Source organism: Amycolatopsis sp. CA-126428 (assembly GCF_002904335.1).
Taxonomy (GTDB): domain Bacteria; phylum Actinomycetota; class Actinomycetes; order Mycobacteriales; family Pseudonocardiaceae; genus Amycolatopsis.
The window spans coordinates 48,397-68,450 of sequence record NZ_PPHF01000095.1 but is presented as its reverse complement, the minus strand read 5'-3'; the positions used below and the strand labels follow the sequence as shown (position 1 = coordinate 68,450).

Genomic DNA, 20,054 nt, shown 5'->3' with positions numbered 1-20,054 from the left:
GCAGTGCCGCTACATCGCTCAGACGCGGCTCCACTGCTGGTTCGCCTGGCCGTTGCAGGTCCACAGGATCGCGTGGGTCCCATTGGCCGTCGCGGCGCCTTCGACGTCGAGGCACAGTCCTGATTGGACGTTGCGGATCGTGCCGTCCGCGCCCAAGGTCCACTTCTGGTTGCCCTGCCCGGTGCACGAGCGGCTGAAGACGCGGGCTCCGCTGGTCGTGGCGTCGAGGCACTTGTCGCCGAAGACGCGGATTTCGCTGTTCTCCCAAGTGGTCCACAGCTGGTTGGCGGCGGTCTGGCAGTCCCAGATCAGCGTGCCCGCGCCGGAGGCGGTGGAGGCATTGTCGACGTCGAGGCAGCGGTTGGCGCCGGCGCCGCGCAGCCGCGACGTCGTGGCGGCGAGCGGGGTGCCGCCGGATACGCGGTAGGCGGCGGCGCCGTGGGCGGGGACGCTCGCGCTGATCGTTCCGCTGCTCGCCGAGGTGCCGCCGGTCCACAGGTCGGTCAGGGTGAACGACGTCCCGGCGAGCCCGATCTGCGCGGCGGTGGTGCTGATGGTCGTGGTGGCGCTGCCGCGGTTGAGCAGGCCGACGGCGACGGACCCGTCGGCCAGCGGCTTGGCGAAGACCTCGACGTTGCCGTCGTCGCGGACCCGGCGGCCGCCGGCGCCCAGGCGGTCCTGGTCGACGGCCAGCAGGCGGGGGTTGCGCAGGACGGCGCTGATGTCCGCCGACATGGTGCGGATGTCGTTGCCCGCCATCAGCGGCGCCGCCATCAGGGCCCACAGGGCGAGGTGCGCGCGGGATTCGGTCAGTGACAGGCCGGGGCGGCCGACGACGAGCATGTCCGGGTCGTTCCAGTGCCCGGGCCCGGCCTGGGCGGCCAGCGGAGCGGTGACGTCGAGGACGTTGCCGACGCCCATCGGGTAGCTGTTGGTGTTGCCGTTCTGCCAGATGTCGAGCAGGTCTTCGGTGGTGCGCCACAGGTCGGCGACCTGGCCCCAGTCGTACTTGTCACCGGTGATGGCGTGGTAGCTGTTGGGGTTGATGCTGTAGACGATGGGGCGGCCGGTGGCGCGCACGGCGTCGCGCATCAGGCCGAAGCGGCTGACCTGCTCGTCGCGGGTACCGGCGGGGGAGCACCAGTCGTACTTGAGGTAGTCGACGCCCCAGGAGGCGAACGTCCGGGCGTCCTGGGTTTCGTGGCCCTGGCTGCCGGTGGAGCCGGGGTAGGCGCCGCCGCGCTGGGCGCACGTGCGGTCGGTGGGGACCTGGTAGATGCCGAACTTCAGGCCGCGGGCGTGGATGTAGTCGCCGAGGGCCTTCATGCCGCTGGGGAACTTCGAGGCGTTGCCGCGCAGGTTGCCCTGGGAATCGCGCTGCGGGTCGAACCAGCAGTCGTCGACGACGACGTACTGGTAACCCGAGTCGCGCATGCCGGAGGAGACCATCGCGTCGGCGGCTTGGTGGATCGTGGACTCGCTGACGTTGCACCCGAAGCTGTTCCAGCTGTTCCAGCCCAGCGGCGGGGTGACCGCGGGGCTCCCCGGCGCGGCGACGGCGGCGGCCGGGACCGCGGCGGACAACGCCACCGCGGCGGCCGCCGCGGTGAACGAGTGCAGGATCCGTGAACGGGTTCGAGCGGGCATCGTCGCCCCTTTCCGACGGGCGGACCGAAGTTAGCGTTAACACTTCCGGTCGCGCGCTGGCTCGTGAAAATTTCCGAAAGTTTCGGCTTGGCTGACCCGGTGGCCCACGTATGTATAGAGGAAGCCCGATGCCGCGTCCACCTCCCTTCCGCGGATTGCCAAAGGTGCGCACCCGTGATTACAGTCCCCTCTCTGGGAGCGCTCCCACTTACGCCTGGCTCGACGACGAGGAGTGGCGAATGCGGGCAAAGAGATTCCGGGCTGGTCTGGTGTTACTGGCGGTGACGGCGCTCGGGCTGACGACGGGATCCGTGCCCGCGTCCGCCGCGACGTACGAGCGGCTGCTCAACGGCACCTTCGCCGGCGGCACCATCGACCCCTGGTGGGCCGGGTCCGGGACCACCGGCCACGTCACCGGCGGGGAGTTCTGCACCGACGTCACCGGCGGCACGGCCAACGGCTACGACGCGCTGGCCGGCCAGAACGGCGTCCCCTTCGAGGCGGGCCAGCAGTACACGCTGACGTTCGACGCGCACGCCACGACCACCCAGCAGATCTCCGCCGTCGCGGGCGAGGCCGTCTCGCCCTACCGGCAGATCTCCCGCACCGACCTGACGGTCACGCCCGCCACCCAGCACTTCACCGTCACCTTCACGTCCACATTGGACTTCCCGAACGCGGGCAACGGCCAGCTGGCCTTCTGGTTCGGCGGCCAAGCCGCGAACAACACCGTCTGCCTGGACAACATCTCGCTGATCGGCGGCGTCATCCCGCCCGGCGGCCTGCCGCCGACGAGCGGCATCCGGGTGAACCAGGAGAGCTACACCCCCGGCCTGCCCAAGCACGCCACGGTGATCAGCGGTTCCTCGACGCCGGTGACGTGGACGTTGCGCAACTCCGCCGGCACCGCGGTGACCACCGGCCAGACCCGGCCCCGCGGCGCCGACGCCGCCTCCGGCGAGAACGTCCACGACATCGACTTCTCCGCCTACGACACCGCGGGCACCGGGTACACCCTCGTCGTCGGCTCCGAGACGAGCTTCCCGTTCGACATCTCCGCGGACGGCCTGAAGAAGCTGCGTTACGACTCGCTGGCGTTCTTCTACCACCAGCGCAGCGGCATCGCGATCGACGCCCGGTACGTAGGGGCGACCTACGCGCGCCCGGCGGGGCACCTCAACGTGGCGCCGAACCAGGGTGACGACAACGTGCCCTGCCGGTCGGACCTGAACTGCGGCTACACGCTCGACGTCCGCGGCGGCTGGTACGACGCGGGCGACCAGGGCAAGTACGTCGTCAACGGCGGCATCGCGACCTGGGAGCTGCTCGACGAATACGAGCGCGCGCTGAAGCTGGGCGACGCGAGCGCGCTGGGCGACGGGAAGCTGGCCATCCCCGAACAGGGCAACGGCGTCCCCGACATCCTCGACGAAGCCCGCTGGGAAGTCGACTTCCTGCTCTCCATGCAGGTGCCCGACGGCAAGCCGAACGCGGGCATGGTGCACCACAAGATCCACGACGCGCAGTGGACTGCGCTGCCCACCCGGCCCGACCAGGACAGCCAGCCGCGCCGGCTCTCCCCGCCGAGCACGGCGGCCACGCTGAACATGGCCGCGGTCGCGGCGCAGGCGTCCCGGCTGTGGCGGACCATCGACCCGGCGTACTCGGCGAAGCTGCTCGCGGCGGCCGAGAAGGCGTACGCCGCGGCGAAGGCCAACCCGAACGTGCTCGCCGACCCGAACGACGGCACCGGCGGCGGGACCTACGGCGACAACACCGTGACCGACGAGTTCTACTGGGCCGCCGCGGAACTCTTCGCGACGACCGGCAAGAGCGGATACCGCACCGACGTCACCGGATCCTCGCTCTACCGGGGGGTCAGCTTCAACACCCACGGCTTCGACTGGGGCTCGACGGGCGCGCTCGGCGACATCACCCTGGCGCTGGTGCCCACCGACCTGCCCGCGGCCGACGTCACGGCGATCAAGTCGGCCATCACCACGACCGCCGACAGCCACCTCGCGCAGATGGCGGGCATGGGCTACCCCGCGCCCTACCGCACGGCCGACGGCACGTACGAGTGGGGATCCAACGGCCTGGTGGCCAACAACGGCGTCGTGCTGGCCCTGGCCTACGACTTCACCAAGCTGGACAAGTACCGCGACGGCGCGTTCCAGGCCATGGACTACCTGCTGGGCCGCAACCCCGCGAACTACTCCTACGTCGCCGGCCACGGTGACCAGGCCGTGCAGAACGTGCACCACCGGTTCTGGGCGCACGAACTGGACCCGTCGCTGCCGACCGCGCCGCCCGGGGCGCTCTCCGGCGGGCCCAACAGCGGCCTGCAGGACCCGACCGCGGCCCGGCTGCTCACCGGCTGCGCGCCCCAGCGCTGCTTCGTCGACGACATCCAGGCGTACTCGGTGAACGAGGTCGCCATCAACTGGAACTCGGCGCTGGCCTGGCTGGCGAACTGGACCGCGGAGAAGTCGCCGTCCGCGGTCGACACGACCGCCCCGGCCGCCGCGGGCAAGCCCGTCGTCTCGGCGGTGTCCGCCACCGGCGCGACGGTGACCTGGACGGCGTCTTCGGACGCGGAGAGCGGGATCAAGAGCTACGACGTCGTCGGCGTGACCGGCTTGGCCCGCAAGGTCCTCGCCACCGTCACCGGAACGACCGCGACCCTGACCGGGCTGTCGCCGTCGACGGCCTACACCGTGGTCGTGGTGGCCCGCAACGGCGCCGGCCTCACCGGGCCGGACTCGGCGTCGACGCAGTTCACCACGCTGCCGGACGCCTCGGGCGGCGGCTGCTCGGTGGCCTACACGGCCACCTCGTGGACCGGCGGCTTCACGGCCTACGTCACGCTGACCAACACCGGGACGACGGCGTGGCCGACGTGGACGCTGAAGTTCGCCTTCCCGGGTAACCAGAAGGTGACCCAGGGCTGGTCGGCGACGTGGGCGCAGTCCGGTGCGGGCGTCACCGCCACGGCGCTGCCCTGGAACGCCTCGGTGGCGCCGGGCAAGTCGGTTTCGATCGGCTTCAACGGCAGCTTCACGGGCAGCGGCAACCCGTCGCCGACGGCCTTCGCGGTGAACGGGAAGACCTGCGGCTGACGGCCTCGCCGGTCGCTCGATCGGCGAACCGCCGGAGAGTCCGCTAGCGTCACACCCGCGGGCAGGTGCGCCTCCTCCCCCTCGGCGCGCCTGCCCGCTCTTCTCGCCTCCGCACCCGGGCCTTGTCCCGGACCGTTCCGGCGCTCACCATGAGGGCCCGGGGCGGGAAGGAGGACGCCGTGGACGAGCCGGCGATCGTCGCGGCGGACCTGCGCGTCCACCGCGGCGGCGAAGAGGTCCTGCGCGACATCGGGTTCACCGTGCGCCGCGGGACGGTGACCGGGCTGCTGGGCCCGAACGGCTGCGGCAAGAGCACGCTGATGCGCTCGATCGTGGGCGTCCAGCTCGTCGAATCCGGGCACGTGACGGTGCTCGGCAAGCCCGCGGGACATCCCGAGCTGCGCCGCCGGATCGGCTACGCGACCCAGGAACCGGCGATCTACGCGGACCTGACGGTGACCGAAGCCCTGCGCTACTTCGCCGCGGTGCTCGGCGCGCCGCCGTCCGATGTGGACCGAGTGATCACCCGGACCGGGCTCACCACCTCGGCCCGCGTGCTGGTCGGCCGCCTCTCCGGCGGCCAGCGCGGCCGGGCCAACCTGGCCGTGGCGCTGCTCGGCACCCCCGAGCTGCTGGTGCTGGACGAGCCGACGGTCGGTTCCGACCCCGAGCTGCGCGACGAGCTCTGGAAGCTGTTCCACGACCTGGCCGCCACCGGCGTCACGCTGCTGATCTCCAGCCACGTCATGGACGAAGCCGCGCGCTGCGAGGACCTCCTGCTGCTGCACCGCGGCCGGCTCCTGGCCCGCGGCACCCCCGAGGCGCTGCGGACGCGGACCGGCGCGCCCGATCTCGAGCAGGCGTTCCTCCGCCTGATCAAGGGCCGTTCGGAGGCGGCGCGATGAACGCGCTGGCCACCACCCGCCGGATCCTCACCCAGCTGCGCCACGACCCGCGCACGGTGGTGCTGCTCGTCGCGGTGCCGAGCGTGCTGATGATCCTGCTGCGGTACGTGCTCAACTCGGAGCAGCGGTTCAGCGCGGTCGCGCCGGCGTTGCTGGGGATCTTCCCGTTCACGATCATGTTCCTGCTGACCTCGGTGACGACGCTGCGCGAGCGCACGACCGGCACGTTGACGCGGCTGATGACCATGCCGATCGGCAAGCTCGACCTGCTCCTCGGCTACGCGCTGGCGTTCGGCCTGCTCGCGACCCTGCAGGTGGTCGTGGCCGCCGGGATCTCCCTGACCTGGCTCGGGCTGGACATCGCGGGCTCGGTCTGGGTCCTGCTGCTCATCGTGGTGCTGGACGCGCTCCTCGGCACCGCGCTCGGCCTGTTCGTCAGCGCGTTCGCCCGCACCGAGTTCCAGGCGATCCAGTTCCTGCCGGTGTTCGTGCTGCCGCAGTTCCTGCTGTGCGGCCTGTTCGTCCCGCGCGGCGACATGGGCTGGGTGCTGAGCGCGGTGTCGGACGTCCTGCCGCTGTCCTACGCGGTGGACGCACTCACCCAGGTGACCCGCTCGGCCGAAGTCGGCGGCACCCTGGTCCGCGACATCGGGATCATCGCCGGCTGCGCGGTCCTCGCGCTCCTGCTGGGGGCGGCGACGTTGCGCCGCCGCACCCCCTGAGAGCGCAGGTGCCGAAAGTCATCGACCGGCGAGGCCGCCCATGATGGCGTCGATGAGGGCCTGGTGGGTGACCGCGTAGGACTTCCGGTCGAACAGGCCGAAGCCGTATTGGCCGTTGTTGCCGTTGTCCCAATAGACGGTCGCGGCGCCGTACTTCTTGGACGTCGACACGATGGCGCGCGCGAAGTCGGCGCGGTACCGGTTGTTGGCCGAATCGAACGAAGACTTGTCGATGGACCCGTATTCGCCGACGACGACCGGATAGCCCTTCACGACGAATGCGTCGTGCACCAGTTTCAGCTGGGCGTCGAGGTAGTCTTCCTGTCCCCAGGTCGACTTCTTCGCCGGATTGGCCGCGCCGCGGCCCCACTGGGTGATGGTGCCATTCTCCTCGCCGGCGAAGTCCCAGGGGCTGTAGTAGTGCACGGAAATCATAATCCGTTTTTCGGCGGCGGGAACCGACGAGGAGCGGAACTGGTCGGTGGGCAGCGTGAATCCGTAGTTCCCGGTGGTGTAGTCGATGTTGGTGTTCCAGCCGGCGATGAGCAGCCACCGCGAACCGTTGTTCCCGCCGGTCTTGCGCACGGTGTCGACGAAGAGCTGGTTGTAGGCGTTGATGTTCGAGTAGCACGGCTGCGTCGGGTTGCCGTACTGGCCGTCGAACTCCTCGTTCATCGACTCCAGGACCAGGTGCTGGTCGTAGCCGGCGAACCGGGCCGCGACCTGCTGCCAGACCTTCTGGTACTTGGCTTTGATGGTGGCCTGGTTGCCGGAGTCGCAGATCAGCCAGGAGCCGTTGACGGTCTTGTAGCCGTCGCCGTGCATGTTGATCAGCACGTACAGGCCGCGCTGGTAGGCGTAGTCGGCGACCTGCTGGATCCGGTTCAGCCAGGCCGCGTTGACCGGGTAGTTCGGGCCCGCGCCGATGTAGCCGAGGTAGGAGACGGGAATCCGGACCGTCTTGAACCCGGCGGCCTTGACCTTGTCGATGAGCGCTGGGGTGACGGCCGGCAGCCCCCACGCCGTTTCACTCGGCACGCCGTTGCTGTTGGCTTCCAGCTGATTTCCCAGGTTCCACCCGGCACCCATGTCGGCGACGATCTGTGAAGCATTCAGCGAAGTGGCGGCGGTGGCCGGAGCGAGCCCGGACACGCTCGCGGTGACGGCCAGTGCGGCGGCGAGGAAGCCGGACCGGAGCTTCGTTGCTCTCGAAGTCATGAGGGATACCTCTCGTGCCCATTGGTGGACATATTCCAACATGCCCGGTGCTCGCCGTCAATCCTTTCGCCGATGCGGATCTTTAATGCGGAATCTCGGCGATCGAAGAAATCGAATAATCGAAAGAATCGACGTTTTTGCGACGGCGGCCGGCGGGAATCCGGCTCGGTCGGCGGCCTCCTGGCGGCAGCGCTTAAGGTGGAGCGTGTCCGGTGCCGGACCGAGTAGAGGAGTGCGCATGCAAGGAGTGGATCCCTCGGTGCCGCCCAGTGGCACGGGGTGCGCGGACTGCGAGGCCGCCGACCCGCAGGGCTGGTGGTTCCACCTCCGGCGCTGCGCGGAGTGCGGGCACATCGGGTGCTGCGATTCCTCGCCCGCCCAGCACGCCAGCGGCCACGCCGCCGCCAGCGGGCACCGGTTGGCGCGCAGTTTCGAGCCCGGTGAAGAGTGGTTCTGGGACTACGGCGAAGAGGTGCTGTACGAATCCGGCCCCGCGCTCGCCGCTCCCGAACACCGGCCGCTAACCCAGGCCGTGCCCGGCCCGGCCGAGCGGGTTCCCGCGGACTGGACCCAGCACCTGCACCAGTAGCCGCTCCGGTCTCGCGGGAGAGCGGATCCGGCACGGACCACGCCGGCGACGGCCCGCCCGACGGCAGCCGGCCCGCACCCGGCGAAGGGCACGGGTTCGCCGGTATGGGAGAACGCGCGGCGCTCTACGGCGGCACGCTCACGGCGGGTCCCGCGCCGCGGCTGGGCCGTCCGGGCGGTCCTCGACGTCAGCCCGCTCCCGGGGGCCCGGCGTGATCACCATGCTCATCGCGGACGACCAGGTCCGGCAGCGCTTCGGCTTCCGGATGCTGTCGGAGGCGACGCCCGACACGCAGGTGGCGGCGAAGCGGCGCACGGCGCTGCGGGCGGGAGCGAGTGGGTTCCTGCTCAAGGACTCCCACCCGGAGGAACTGCCGACCGGCATCCGCGGGGTGGCCCGGGGGTGACGCCGTCGTCGCCCCGCGCTGGGCAGCGTTGACGGACCGTGAGCGGGAGATCCTGGTCGCGATCGGCCAGGGCCGGACGAACGGTGAGATCGCCGAGCGGCTGGTGCTGTCGGAGTCGACGGTCAAGACGCACGTGGGCCGGGTCCTGGCCAAGATCGGCGCTCGCGACCGCATCCAGGCGGTGATCATCGCCTACGATCTGAGCCTGACCCGGCCCGGCTGAGGGGTTCCCATGCTGAGTGACGAAGAGCGCCGAGCGGCGAAGAACGCGTACAAGCAGCGCGGCCGGGACGAGATGTGGGCCCGCCTCGGCCTGAACGCCGGACAGCTGGCCGACCTGCTCGAGCACCTGGAAGACCACTTCGACGACGACTCGGCCGACGACTGCGACGGCGAGCTCACCCTGACCCGCGAGTGGGCGCTCCGCGAGGGGCTCAGGCCGGCACCGCTCGAAGACCGGCTGCGCGAGCTCGGCGGCGGGTGCGACTGCGAGGTCCTGGCGAACCTGGACCCGGCGGACTGGGTCTGACCCCGCGCGTCACAGCCGGCGAAACCGCGCCTCCAGCAGGGCGAACACGCCGAACACCGCGATCCCGGCCGCCAGTGCCAGCAGCAGCACCTGTCCGTACGGCTGCACGGCCAGCGTCTTCAGCGCCGGATCCAAGCCGGCGGCCTTGCCGGGGTCGTAGCGGACCGCCGCCAGGACGAACATCGCCCCCACCGTGGCGTAGGTGATTCCCACCGCGCACCAGCCGATCTGGCCGAGCCGGGTGGTGGACAGCCGGAGGGTGCGGGACGCGCCGCCGAAGTCGAGGTCGTGGAGGAACTTCTTCCGCGCCCCGCGGTAGGCGAGCCACGCCGCGACCACGATGACCAGGACGCCCGCCGCGATCACCGCGACCGCACCCCACGGCCGGCCCAGCACGCTCGCGACCACCGACCCGGCCTTGCCGGACGCGCCCATCGCGGTCTTGCCCGCGCTGTAGGCGACGAGGCCGTACAGCACCACTTCGACGCCGCTGACGGTCCGCCGCACCCAGCGCCGCCGTGGCTCGGCGTTCCGGTGGCCGGCGATCGCCTCGGTGAGCTGCCACAGCGCCAGCACCCCGGTCCCGGCGGCGATCAGCCAGAGCAGCCACGCCCCGCCTTCGGAGGCGACGATCTGCAGCGCGCCCGCCTTGTCGGCCCGCTCGTTGTCGCCGAGCGCCACCTGAGCAGCCAGCCACGCGACGACGAGGTGCACCGCCGCATAGCAGGTCAACCCGATCCGGGCAAGAAGGCTGAAAACTCTCAGTTCGGGCATGAAGGTGAGTTTTGCTCACCTTGGCCGGTTTGGCCAGACGCGATCGGCGCAGAGTCCCGCAACCCCCGGCTGATGCTGTCGGCGCACCGGCGCTACCGGCACGATCCGCTGACGGTCGCGGTGACCGGGGCGAGCGGTCTCGCCGGGACGGCGCTGACCGTCTTGCTGACCACCGGCGGCCACCGGGTCGTCCGGCTGGTGCGGCGGCCCGCCGAGACCCCCGGCGAGCGGACGTGGCAGCCGGAAGACCCGGCGGCGGACCTGCTCACCGGCGTCGACGCGGTCGTGCACCTGGCCGGGGTCCCGCTCGCCGGCCCGTTCGACGACCGCCACCGCCGGGCCGTGCGCGAGAGCCGGATCGCGCCGACGCGGGCGCTCGTGGACCTGGCCGCGCGCACCGCCGGTGGGCCGAAGGTGTTCGTCTCCGCGTCCGCGGTCGGCTACTACAGGCCGGACCGCGGCGACGAGCTCCTCACCGAGGAAAGCGAGCGCGGGCAAGGGTTTCTCGCCGACGTCGTGACGGACTGGGAAGCGGCCACCGAGCCGGCGTCGGCGGCGGGGCTGCGCGTGGTCCGGGTGCGCACCGGCCTGGTGCTGAGCCCGCGCGGCGGCCTGCTGCGGCTGCAGTACCCGCTGTTCGCCGCCGGGCTGGGCGGCCCGCTCGGCACCGGGCGGCGGTGGATGCCGTGGATCGGTCTCGACGACCTGGCCGACGTCCACCTGCGCGCCCTGGCCGACTCCGTCCTCTGTGGACCGATCAACGCGGTGAGCCCGGAACCGGTGCGCAACGCCGAATACGCTCGCACGCGAGCCGGCGGTCGCCGACCAGCGCGTGGCAGCTCGGCGGCTGACCGCGGCCGGCCACGAATTCCGCCACCCGAGCCTCGCCGACGCCCTCGGTCACCTGCTCGGCACCGCCGCGGACCTGATCGACTCCGCCGCCGGAGACCGAGCATGACGGTCCGGCCGGCCTGCCGTACCGCTTCGTGAGATTCCGGCCCGTGCGCCGAGCGGGTGAACTCCGGCGCGCGGCTGCGTCGGACAGCGGTACGCAGTTGGTCCGTTTGCCACGGCGGTTGCTGCGCATGCCCGGGTTTGGTTCTCCGCTCCGGCGGTTATCCACCTCGTTCCGGTCGTCCGACCGGCGAATCCGCCGCGTTGCCCGCTAATTGCCGGTGCGGTAGAAAGTTATTACACGCCGCTTCGCCTTTGAGCGAATGAGTGGAATTGTCCATCGCTACCTCCCCTGGGGGAACCTGTGCCTGATCGTCACGCTTTCGTTTCCTGCGCTCGTCTCATGGGTCGGGTCGATTCCGCTTACATGGACTGCGTTTCGGACGTCGTGGCGCTCCTGCTGGCGCACGCCGGGGTGGCCGACGTGCGCACGCCGTTCGCCTACCAATGGGCGTTCCGCGTCGTCGGCGGAATCGACGGGGTGCTCGAACCCGACCTGCCGCCGCGGGCGCGAGACCGGTCGGTCGCCCGCTTCACCGGGCTCCGGCCGAAATGGACGGACATCGAATCGACGGCGGAATGCCTCGATTCGTGGACGGCGGAGATCGGCCGCGGCAACGCGGTCGCCGTCACCGCGGACGCGTTTTTCCTGCCGTGGCTGCCGTATTGCGGAAATGAGCACATGGAACACGGATTCGTCGTCGAAGGCGTCGAAGGAGGCCGCGAACCCGTGCTGCACGTGGTGGATCCGTATGAAAACCGGACCCGGTGGGGGCACGCGCGGCCGACGACGACCAAGGTGGTCCTCGGCGACCTGGGGCCCGCCCTGGGCCGGGGTGCCTGGGCGGTGCTCGAACCGTGCGGGCCGGCGGAACCGCTGGACCCCGAACGCGAAGTCCGGGCGAACTGCGAAGCCGTCCTCGCCTCCCACGCCGACGGCACGGCGGCCGCCTTCGCCGGGCAGTACCGCGAGCCGGACAAGGCCGCGTTGCACCGGCTCGCGCTGCAGAGCTGGCTGATCACCCGCGACCGGCAGCTGCACGGCCTCTGGCTGCGGGAACTGCCCGGCACCCCCGCGCCCGGGTTCTCCCGCGCCTTCGACGAAACCGTCCTCCCGCGCTGGCAGAAGCTGCAGGAGCTCACCTACATCGCGATCCGCCGCGTCGAAGCCGGCCGCTCGGTGCCGCCGGCCGTCCCCGCGGCCCTCGAAGCCGCGCTGGCCGCCGAAGCCGAGCTGGCCGGCGCCTCCCTCGACCATCCGGAAGGAACCGCTTGATGCTCATCCACCAGCACTTTTCCGCACAGGCCCGGCGCACGCCCGGCGCCGTGGCGGTCGTCGAAGACGACGGCCCGTCGATCACCTACGGCGACCTCGCCCGCGCCGCCGCCGGGCTGGCCGGGCAGCTGGGCGACCGGCCCGGCCGGGTGGCGGTGGTGAGCCGCAAGCGGATCGGCACAGTGGTCGCCTTCCTGGCCTGCCTGCGGGCCGGCCGCGCCTACGTCCCCATCGACCCCGCCCACCCGGCGGACCGCCGTGACTTCGTCCTCGCCGACGCCGGCTGCGAAACGCTGCTCGACGCCGAATCCCTGGACGTCGACGCGCTGCGGCAGCAGCCGGAAGGCGGGCCGGCGCCGGTGGGCCCGGACGACGAGGCGTACGTGCTCTACACCTCCGGCTCGACCGGCACGCCGAAAGGCGTCGTCATCACCCACCGCAACGCGGCGGCGTTCACCGACTGGGCCGCCGCCGAATTTCCGCTCACCGCGCAAGACCGGGTCGCGGTGCACGCACCGCTGCACTTCGACCTGCCCGTCTACGACCTCTACGCCGGCCTGCGCGGCGGCGCCGCCATGCACCTGGTGCCCGAGCGGGCCGCGCTCTTCCCGGCGGCGCTGGGACGGCTGCTGCGCGAGCGGCGCATCACCAGCGTCTACGCCGTCCCGACCGCGCTGGCCGCGCTCGCCCGCCGCGGCGGCCTGACCACGGGCGACCTGCCGGAGCTGCGGCAGATCCTGTTCGCCGGCGAGGAGTTCCGGACGGCCGCGCTCGCCGAGCTGATGGCCCTGGTCCCCGGCGCGGCCGCGGCCAACCTGTACGGGCCCATCGAGACCAACGTCGTCACCGCGCACCGGCTGCCGGGCCCGCCGGACCCGGCCGGCCGCCTGCCGATCGGCCGGCCGGTCACCGGCGCCGTCATCGGGCTGCGTGACTCCGAGGGGCACATCGAATTCGACGGCGAGGGCGAGGGCGAACTGGTCGTCGCGGGCGGCTGCGTCACTCCGGGTTACCTGGGCCGGCCGGACCTGACCGGCGCCGCGATCGTCCACTCCGGACAGTTGCGCTGCTACCGCACCGGCGACATCGCCCGCCGCGACGCCGATGGCACGCTGCACCTGCTGGGCCGCGCGGACGGCCTGGTGAAGACCCGCGGCTACCGCGTCGAGCTGGGCGACGTCGAAGCCCACCTGGCCGCGCACCCCGGCGTGGACGGCGTCGCCGTCGTGGCGCTGCCCGACCCGGCCACCACCCACCGCCTGCACGCCGCGGTCGTCCCGCGCGCCGGCACCGACCACGACACGCTGCCCGCGGACCTGCTCCGCCACTGCCGCGCCCGGCTGCCGCACTACATGGTGCCGTCCCAGGTGCACGTCCTGTCCTCGCTGCCCACCACGAGCACCGGCAAGACGGCGAAACGGGTGCTGGCCGAAACGCTCGGAGGAGACAGCCGATGACCGACACCCTGGCCCGGACGGTCGCCGACGTGCTCGGCGTCCCCGCCACCGACGTCCTGTCCGCCGAGTCCCTGTTCGACCTGCCCGGCTTCGACTCGATCGCGATCGTCTCGGTCCTCGAACGGCTCGAAGACGACCTCGGCGTCGAGGTGCCGGCCGAGCAGATCGTGCCGGAGGCCTTCGAAAGCCTCCCCGCCCTGCGGTCGCTGCTCGCCGCCGCCCTTCCGGAAGGAGCACGCCCGTGACCCCGCGGTTCCTGCACGACCTGCTCGACCGGCGCGCCGCCGCCACGCCGGATGCCCCCGCACTGGCCCGCGACGACCTGCGCTGGACCTACGCCGAGCTGGCCCGCCGGTCGCACACGCTCGCGGCCTGGCTCGGCGGCCGGGGTGTCGGCCGCGGTGATCGCGTGCTGGTCGCCGCGCCGCACGCCCCCGACACGGTGGCGCTGCTCTACGCCGTTTCGCGGCTGGGTGCGGCCTACGTCGTCGTCAGCGACCGGATCCGGCCGTTCCACCTCGACCACATCCTCGCCGACAGCGAGCCCGCGCTGGTGCTGGCCGCCGACGCCGCGGCCGAAACCGTTTCCCGCAGCACGGCGAAGGTGCACAAGCTCAGCGAGCTCCCCGCGACCGGGGACGCCGAGGTGCCCGCGTCGCGCGCCACCGGCGTCGACATCCTCAGCCTCATCTACACCTCCGGCAGCACCGCCATGCCGAAGGCCGTGGTCTCGACGCACGAGCAGGTGCTGTTCGCGGTGTCGGCGATCGCGCAGCGGCTGGGCTACCGCGCGGCCGACCGGGTGTTCTGCTGCCTGCCGCTGTCCTTCGACTACGGGCTCTACCAGGTCTTCCTCGCCGCCGAGGCGGGTGCCTGCCTGGTGCTCGGCGACGACGCCGCGGCCGGACCGGCCCTGCTGTCCACTGTGGAGCGCGAGGGGGTCACCGTGCTGCCGCTCGTGCCCGGCCTCGGCGCCACCCTGGCCCGGCTGGCCGCGCGGGCCGGGCGGTTCCCGGCGTCGCTGCGCCTGGTGACCAACACCGGCGCGGCGCTGCCGGCCTCGTTGTCGGCCAAGCTGCGGGAGTTCTCCCCGGGCCTCGACGTCGTGGCCATGTACGGGCTGACCGAGTGCAAGCGGGTGTCCATCGAGGACCCGAACGCGTACCTGACCCGGCCCGGCTCGGTCGGCCGGCCGCTGCCCGGCACCGAGGTCCTGGTCCTCGACGACGACGGCGCCGAGCTGCCGGCCGGGCAGGTGGGCCAGTTCGCCGTCCGCGGGCCGAACGTGATGGGCGGCTACTGGCGCGCACCCGAGCAGACCGCCCGCCGCTTCCCGCGCGACGCCTACGGCCGCGCCACCCTGCTGACCGGTGACCGTGGCCGCGTCGACGAAGAGGGCTACCTGTACTTCGAAGGCCGCGACGACGACCAGTACAAGCAGGACGGGTTCCGGGTCAGCGCGGTCGAAGTGGAGGGCGCGGCGGCCGACGTCGACGGCGTCACCGAAGCCGCGGTGCTCCCGCCCGCCGGCGACCGACCGGCCGTGCTCGCGGTCACCGGCGCGCTCGACCCCGGGCAGCTGCGCGAAGGGCTCGCCGAACGCCTCGAACCGCACAAGATCCCCGACCGGATCGAGGTCGTCGACACGCTCCCGCACGGCGTGAACGGCAAAATCGACAAGCGCGCTCTGGAGGCCGCCCTGTGATCACGCCCCTGCACGAGGAGATCGCGGCCCGCCACGGCACCCCCGCGTTCGTCTACGACCTCGACGCCGTCCGCCGGGCCCACGCCGACCTGACCGCGGCCCTGCCCCGTCCGTCCACTGTGTACTACTCGGTCAAGGCCAACCCGCACCCGCGGATCATCGCCCTGCTGCACGAGCTGGGCTGCGAAGCCGAAGTCAGCTCGACCGGCGAGATCGACGCCGCGCTCGGCGCCGGGGTGCCGCCGGAGGCCGTGCTGCTCACCGGCCCGGCCAAGACCCCGGAGACGGTCGCGCACGCCCTGTCCCACGGCGTCACGCGCTTCTCGGTCGATTCGCCCGACGACCTCGCCCGCGTCGACGACCTCGCCCGCAAGGCGGGTGCCGAAGCCCGGTGCGCGTTGCGCGTCAACGCCGACGAGCCGGTGCCCGGCGCGGGGCTCAGCATGACCGGGACGTCGTCGCAGTTCGGCGCGGACCTGTCGTGGGTGCTGGCCGAAACACCCCGGTTCACCGGGTTCCGGCACGCCCGCGTCACCGGGCTGCACCTGTACATGGGCACCAACCTGACCGACGAGAAGGACCTGCTGGCCCAGTTCGAGGTCGGGATCGGCATCGCCGAAAAGCTCGCCGTGCTCTTCCCCGGCCTCGACGAAATCGACCTCGGCGGCGGGTTCGGCCTGCCCTACGCCCGGGTGGGGGAGCGGCCGCGGTTCACCGGGCTCGCGGCGGCGCTGGAGACCCTGCTCGACGACCGCCTGCCCGCGTGGCGGGAGGGGGCGCCCCGCGTGTCCTTCGAATCGGGCCGCTACCTCGTCGGCGACTGCGGGGTGCTGCTCAGCCGGGTGGTGGACGTGAAGGAGTCCAAGGGCACCCGGTACGTCCTGCTCGACACCGGCGTGCACCACCTCGGCGGCATGTCCGGCCTGCGCCGCATCCCCTCGATCTCGGCCGACGTCCTGGCCGGCGGCGAGGTCGAGGACGAGCCGGTGACGGTGGCCGGCCCGCTGTGCACCCCGCTCGACGTCCTCGCCCGCGGCGCCCGGCTGCCGAGCACCGCGATCGGCGACCTCGTGAGCGTGCCCAACGCCGGCGCCTACGGCCCGACCGCCGGCCTGCTCGCGTTCCTCGGCCACCCGGCGCCCGCCGAGGCGGTCGTCGACGACGGCCGCCTGGAATCGGCCTCCCGGCTGCACGTGACCCGCAATCCGCTCTGACGAAAGGGAACCGACCATGGACACCGAACGCTTCGACACGATCCTGCGCAAGCACCTGAAGAACCTCGGCCCGCAGCAGGAGCTGACCGCCGACGCCCGGCTCAAGGAGCTCGGCCTGAACTCGATGCGCGCCATCGACCTGCTCTTCGACCTCGAGGACGAGTTCGGCGTAGAGCTGCCCGACGAGGCGATGACCGACGACACGTTCGCCACCCGCGACGCCCTGCTGGACCGGGTGCAGCAGGCGCAGGACACCACGGCGGGTGCCCGGTGACGGCGCTGGCGCCCGCGGCGCCCACGCTCGCCGAGCGCACGGCCCGCGTGGTGGGTGTGCTCGCCGAGCACGCGCGGGCGGTCGACGAAAGCGCCACGTTCCCGGCCGCCTCCCTCGACGCGCTGCGCGAGAGCGGGCTGATGGGCCTGCTGGTGCCGGTGGAGCACGGCGGCCTCGGCGGCGACCTGGCCGACCTGGCCCGCACCGCCGCGGAACTCGGCGGCGCGTGCCTGTCGACGGCGATGATCTGGGCGATGCACGGCCAGCAGGTCGCCGCGATCGCCGAGCACGCCGGGCCGCGGCTGCGCGCGGACCTGCTGCCGCGGATCGCCCGCGGCGAGGTCTACGTCGCCTCGGTCACCAGCGAACGCGGCAAGGGCGGGCACCTGCTCACCGCCGAAGCACCGCTGCGCCCGGACGGCGGCTCCCTCGGCATCGACCGCGACGCCCCGATCGTCACCGGCGGTGCGGTCGCCGACGGGTTCCTGATCACCATGCGGGCCTCGCCCGAAGCCGGCTACGACGACGTCTCGCTCGTCTACGCCGACCGCGGGCAGGTCACCGCCGAGCCCGGGCGCGGCAGCTGGAACCCGATGGGGATGCGGGGCACGCACAGCGTCCCGCTGCGGATCACCGGGGACGTCCCGGCCGACCAGCTCGTCGGGGCGCCCGCCGGGTTCCGGGCGGTGGCCATGCGGACGTTCGTGCCCGCCGGGCACATCGGCTGGGCCGCCTGCTGGCTCGGTGCCGCGCGCGGCGCGCTGAGCTCGGTGCTGGGCATGATCCGCGACCCGCGCACCCGCGGTTCGTTCGACCCGTCGTCCGAGCTGCTGCGCCGGCGGCTGGCCCGCGCCCGGCTCGACCTGGACACCGTGGCCGCCCTGCTGGCGCAGGTGATCCGCGACGCGGCCGACGCGCCCGACGCCGAGGCACCCGCCGTGCAGCTGCGGCTCAACGGCCTGAAGGTGCACGCGGCGGAGCGCTGCGCCGCCGTGGTCGACGAGCTGGTCGAGCTGACCGGCCTGCGGCACGGGTACATGCGGGACTCCGCGCTGCCGCTGGAACGCGTCCACCGCGACCTGCGTTCGGCGAGCCTCAACTACGCGAACGACCGGCTCTACGACGCCAACGGGGCGATCGCCCTGCTCGACCGCGACGTGACGCTGGCCTGGGCGGGCCGTCCGTGACCGCCCCGGCGGGCGACCGGCTCGCGTTCCGGTCCCTGATGGCCCAGTGGCCGACGGGCGCCACCATCGTGTCCACTTCGGACGGTAGCGCGCCGGCCGGTTGCACGGTGAGTGCGATGATGTCCCTTTCGGACAGTCCACCGCTGGTGGTGGTCTCGTTGCTGACCCGCAGCACGACCCTGGCGGCGATCAGGCGGGCGGGCCGCTTCGCGATCACCGTGCTCAGCTCGGCGCAGGCCGGCCTGTGCGCCGACTTCGCCCGGCTCCCGGTGACCGAGCGCTTCTCGGCCACCGAACTGCGCGAGATCGACGGGCTCCCCCTGCCGACCGGCGGCGTCGCGGCCCTGACCTGCGAGCTGGCGGACGAACTGCCGTACGCCGACCACGTCCTGCTCGTCGGCGCGCCGACCTGGACGGAGATCCGCGAGGACCGGGACCCGCTGCTGGTGCACCGGCGCGAGCTGAAGGCCGTGTCGTGACCGCCGTCGAGGTGGCTCCCGGGATACACCTGAGCGCCGCACCGGCCGACGAAGCGCTGGCCGAGCTGCCGGTGCCGGACTGGGCCGAGCGTGAAGCAAGAGCCATGCCACCACGCCGAGCCCGCGAATACCTCGCCGTACGAGCCCTATACGCGCAGCTGATGTCCGAAGTGGACGGTACAGCCAGCCCGCTGCACCGTACCGAGCGCGGAAAGCCGGTCATCCCCGGCCGGCCGGGGATGCGGGTCAGCCTGGCGCACTCCGACGACGTCGTCGCGGTGGCGCTGGCGCGCGGCCGGGACGTCGGCGTGGACGTCCAGGACGCGGGACTGCCCGGGCCGGCGATGCTGCGGCGGTGCTGCCCGGGCGAAGCCGGGCGGATGGCGGCCGAGCCGGCGGCGGGCGGGCGGGACTTCGCCCGCGTGTGGGCGGCGCAGGAAGCCTGCGTCAAGGCGACCGGGCAGGGCATCGCGGGCCGGCCCTGGCGCATTCCGGTCACCGCGGCGGCCCCGGCCGGCCGCTGGCGGGATCTCACGTGGACGCAGCTGCGGGGCCGCGGAAGCACCTTCGCGCTCTGCTGCGCCTACGCCGACCGAACGGAGGGGCGATGACCGACGGTTTGAGCTGCTACACCGCCAACCTGGCGGTCTACCTGGAACACCACGGCACCCCCGGCGCGGCGGACGCGATCGCCGTGTCCGTGCGGCTGGCCGTCGACCTGCGCCGGCCCGACGGGCTCGTCGCGGTCTCGCACCACGACCGCCCGCTGGACCGGATGGGCGACGGCACCCGGCTCACCTACCGGGGCCACCACGACTTCGGCGGCTTCCGCGCCGATCTCGACCGGGAGTTGCGGCGGTACGGGTGCGCCCTGGTCGTCGGCTACAGCACCCAGCTGCCCTGGGCCGCGCAGCGGGAAGGCACCGCGGCCCCGCACTTCCTGCTCGTCGACGGCTTCGAAGACGGCCGCTGGCACGTCGAAGACCGCTTCACCGGCCTGATGACCTCGGGGCAGCACCAGGAACCGTTCACCGGCTGGATCGGCGAGCCCGAGCTGGACCGCTTGACGCGCCGCGACGGACCGGAACCGGTGAAGCACCACCTGCGCAACACCCTCGCGTTCGGCTTCGAAAACCCGGCCCCGGCCGGCTGCCGTCACCTGCTGCTGCGCCGGCAGTCCCGGCCGGTGCACCCCAACCCGCTGCCCCCGCACTGGGTGACCGGGACCGTCGAGGCGCTCGGCGCCCTCGGGACCCACCTGGCCGACAGCGACGCGCTGGTCCGGGACCCCGACGTCGTCGACGACTGCTGGGCCGCGGCCCAGCACCACCTCTGCAGCCACCGGTGCCTCGGCCGGTACCTGGGCCGGACCACGAGCGGGCGGAGCCACGCCGCGCTCGAAGAAGCCGTGAAGTGCTGGGAAAAGCTGCCGCGGACACTGCGCTTCGCCGCGACGTCGGCGCGGCGCGGCCGGTCCCGGCCCACGCTCGTCCGCTCGGCGTTCGCCGAGCTCGCCGAGCGCGAACACGAAGCCGCCCAAGCCCTCACCGGTGCCGTTCTCGTGGCCGCCGGTGCGAGCGACTGACCCAGGAGGACGAC

The 20,054-nt window shown here is 72.5% G+C and carries 19 protein-coding genes and 1 pseudogene; 17 read left to right on the top strand and 3 right to left on the bottom strand.

From position 1 onward, the window contains the following. Nucleotides 1-18: 18 nt before the first annotated feature. Complete coding sequence (locus tag C2L58_RS25195; RefSeq protein WP_103340070.1) at nt 19-1,647, bottom strand: glycoside hydrolase family 27 protein; 1,629 nt, start codon at nt 1,645-1,647, stop codon at nt 19-21. A 239-nt stretch (nt 1,648-1,886) separates the two neighbouring features. On the opposite strand from C2L58_RS25195, the gene C2L58_RS25190 reads away from it, so the two are divergent. From C2L58_RS25190 to C2L58_RS25180, 3 genes are all read left to right on the top strand, one after another. Further along, nucleotides 1,887-4,766, top strand: coding sequence for a glycoside hydrolase family 9 protein (locus C2L58_RS25190; RefSeq protein WP_199191426.1), 2,880 nt, complete (start codon nt 1,887-1,889; stop codon nt 4,764-4,766). 179 nt (nt 4,767-4,945) lie between these two features. Beyond that, complete coding sequence (locus C2L58_RS25185) at nt 4,946-5,671, top strand: ABC transporter ATP-binding protein (protein WP_103340068.1); 726 nt, start codon at nt 4,946-4,948, stop codon at nt 5,669-5,671. Beyond that, entirely contained in the window at nt 5,668-6,393 is a 726-nt protein-coding gene (locus C2L58_RS25180) for an ABC transporter permease (protein ID WP_103340067.1), read from the top strand. The genes C2L58_RS25185 and C2L58_RS25180 overlap by 4 nt, the downstream gene beginning before the upstream one ends. An 18-nt stretch (nt 6,394-6,411) precedes the next feature. Here the strand turns inward: C2L58_RS25180 and C2L58_RS25175 are convergent, their stop codons facing one another. After that, nucleotides 6,412-7,611 carry a glycoside hydrolase family 5 protein gene (locus C2L58_RS25175; RefSeq protein ID WP_103340066.1) on the bottom strand — a complete coding sequence of 400 codons (1,200 nt, stop codon included), beginning with the start codon at nt 7,609-7,611 and terminating at the stop codon, nt 6,412-6,414. Nucleotides 7,612-7,849: 238 nt separating this feature from the next. Between C2L58_RS25175 and C2L58_RS25170 the strand changes: the two genes are divergently transcribed. The 3 genes and pseudogenes from C2L58_RS25170 (at nt 7,850) to C2L58_RS25155 (ending at nt 9,135) form a co-directional block, all read left to right on the top strand. Then, nucleotides 7,850-8,200, top strand: a complete 351-nt coding sequence (locus C2L58_RS25170) for a UBP-type zinc finger domain-containing protein (RefSeq protein WP_103340065.1) — start codon at nt 7,850-7,852, stop codon at nt 8,198-8,200. A gap of 316 nt (nt 8,201-8,516) precedes the next feature. Then, nucleotides 8,517-8,829 (top strand): annotated as a pseudogene (locus C2L58_RS25160) (response regulator transcription factor); the annotation flags it as partial. A 9-nt stretch (nt 8,830-8,838) separates the two neighbouring features. Next, nucleotides 8,839-9,135, top strand: a complete 297-nt coding sequence (locus tag C2L58_RS25155) for a DUF2695 domain-containing protein (protein ID WP_103340064.1) — start codon at nt 8,839-8,841, stop codon at nt 9,133-9,135. Nucleotides 9,136-9,144: 9 nt separating this feature from the next. On the opposite strand, the gene C2L58_RS25150 is transcribed toward C2L58_RS25155, so the two are convergent. Further along, nucleotides 9,145-9,909, bottom strand: coding sequence for a DUF1206 domain-containing protein (locus tag C2L58_RS25150; protein WP_103340063.1), 765 nt, complete (start codon nt 9,907-9,909; stop codon nt 9,145-9,147). Nucleotides 9,910-9,981: 72 nt separating this feature from the next. Between C2L58_RS25150 and C2L58_RS25145 the strand changes: the two genes are divergently transcribed. The 11 genes from C2L58_RS25145 to C2L58_RS49375 all read left to right on the top strand — a co-directional run bounded on the left by C2L58_RS25145 (nt 9,982) and on the right by C2L58_RS49375 (nt 20,040). Next, nucleotides 9,982-10,899, top strand: a complete 918-nt coding sequence (locus C2L58_RS25145; RefSeq protein ID WP_441296316.1) for a TIGR01777 family oxidoreductase — start codon at nt 9,982-9,984, stop codon at nt 10,897-10,899. A gap of 307 nt (nt 10,900-11,206) precedes the next feature. Next, nucleotides 11,207-12,139, top strand: a complete 933-nt coding sequence (locus tag C2L58_RS25140; protein ID WP_146073674.1) for a hypothetical protein — start codon at nt 11,207-11,209, stop codon at nt 12,137-12,139. Beyond that, nucleotides 12,139-13,596, top strand: a complete 1,458-nt coding sequence (locus C2L58_RS25135) for an amino acid adenylation domain-containing protein (RefSeq protein WP_103340061.1) — start codon at nt 12,139-12,141, stop codon at nt 13,594-13,596. The genes C2L58_RS25140 and C2L58_RS25135 overlap by 1 nt, the downstream gene beginning before the upstream one ends. Further along, nucleotides 13,593-13,841 carry an acyl carrier protein gene (locus tag C2L58_RS25130; RefSeq protein WP_103340060.1) on the top strand — a complete coding sequence of 83 codons (249 nt, stop codon included), beginning with the start codon at nt 13,593-13,595 and terminating at the stop codon, nt 13,839-13,841. The genes C2L58_RS25135 and C2L58_RS25130 overlap by 4 nt, the downstream gene beginning before the upstream one ends. Continuing rightward, nucleotides 13,838-15,301 (top strand): class I adenylate-forming enzyme family protein, encoded by a 1,464-nt coding sequence (locus C2L58_RS25125; protein ID WP_103340059.1) that lies wholly within the window; start codon nt 13,838-13,840, stop codon nt 15,299-15,301. The genes C2L58_RS25130 and C2L58_RS25125 overlap by 4 nt, the downstream gene beginning before the upstream one ends. Continuing rightward, the gene (locus C2L58_RS25120; RefSeq protein ID WP_233225915.1) at nt 15,298-16,515 is read left to right on the top strand and encodes a type III PLP-dependent enzyme; all 1,218 of its coding nucleotides are present in this window, start codon (nt 15,298-15,300) and stop codon (nt 16,513-16,515) included. The genes C2L58_RS25125 and C2L58_RS25120 overlap by 4 nt, the downstream gene beginning before the upstream one ends. A gap of 16 nt (nt 16,516-16,531) precedes the next feature. Continuing rightward, a complete protein-coding gene (locus tag C2L58_RS25115; protein WP_103340058.1) occupies nt 16,532-16,789 on the top strand; it encodes a phosphopantetheine-binding protein in 258 nt (85 codons plus the stop codon). Continuing rightward, the gene (locus tag C2L58_RS25110; RefSeq protein ID WP_103340057.1) at nt 16,786-17,976 is read left to right on the top strand and encodes an acyl-CoA dehydrogenase family protein; all 1,191 of its coding nucleotides are present in this window, start codon (nt 16,786-16,788) and stop codon (nt 17,974-17,976) included. Before C2L58_RS25115 ends, C2L58_RS25110 begins: the two co-directional genes overlap by 4 nt. Continuing rightward, nucleotides 17,973-18,455: a flavin reductase family protein gene (locus C2L58_RS25105; RefSeq protein WP_103340056.1), complete on the top strand. Its 483-nt coding sequence runs from the start codon at nt 17,973-17,975 to the stop codon at nt 18,453-18,455. Before C2L58_RS25110 ends, C2L58_RS25105 begins: the two co-directional genes overlap by 4 nt. Beyond that, entirely contained in the window at nt 18,452-19,066 is a 615-nt protein-coding gene (locus tag C2L58_RS25100) for a 4'-phosphopantetheinyl transferase family protein (RefSeq protein ID WP_199191425.1), read from the top strand. Before C2L58_RS25105 ends, C2L58_RS25100 begins: the two co-directional genes overlap by 4 nt. Continuing rightward, nucleotides 19,063-20,040 carry a hypothetical protein gene (locus C2L58_RS49375; protein ID WP_103340055.1) on the top strand — a complete coding sequence of 326 codons (978 nt, stop codon included), beginning with the start codon at nt 19,063-19,065 and terminating at the stop codon, nt 20,038-20,040. Before C2L58_RS25100 ends, C2L58_RS49375 begins: the two co-directional genes overlap by 4 nt. Nucleotides 20,041-20,054: the final 14 nt, after the last annotated feature.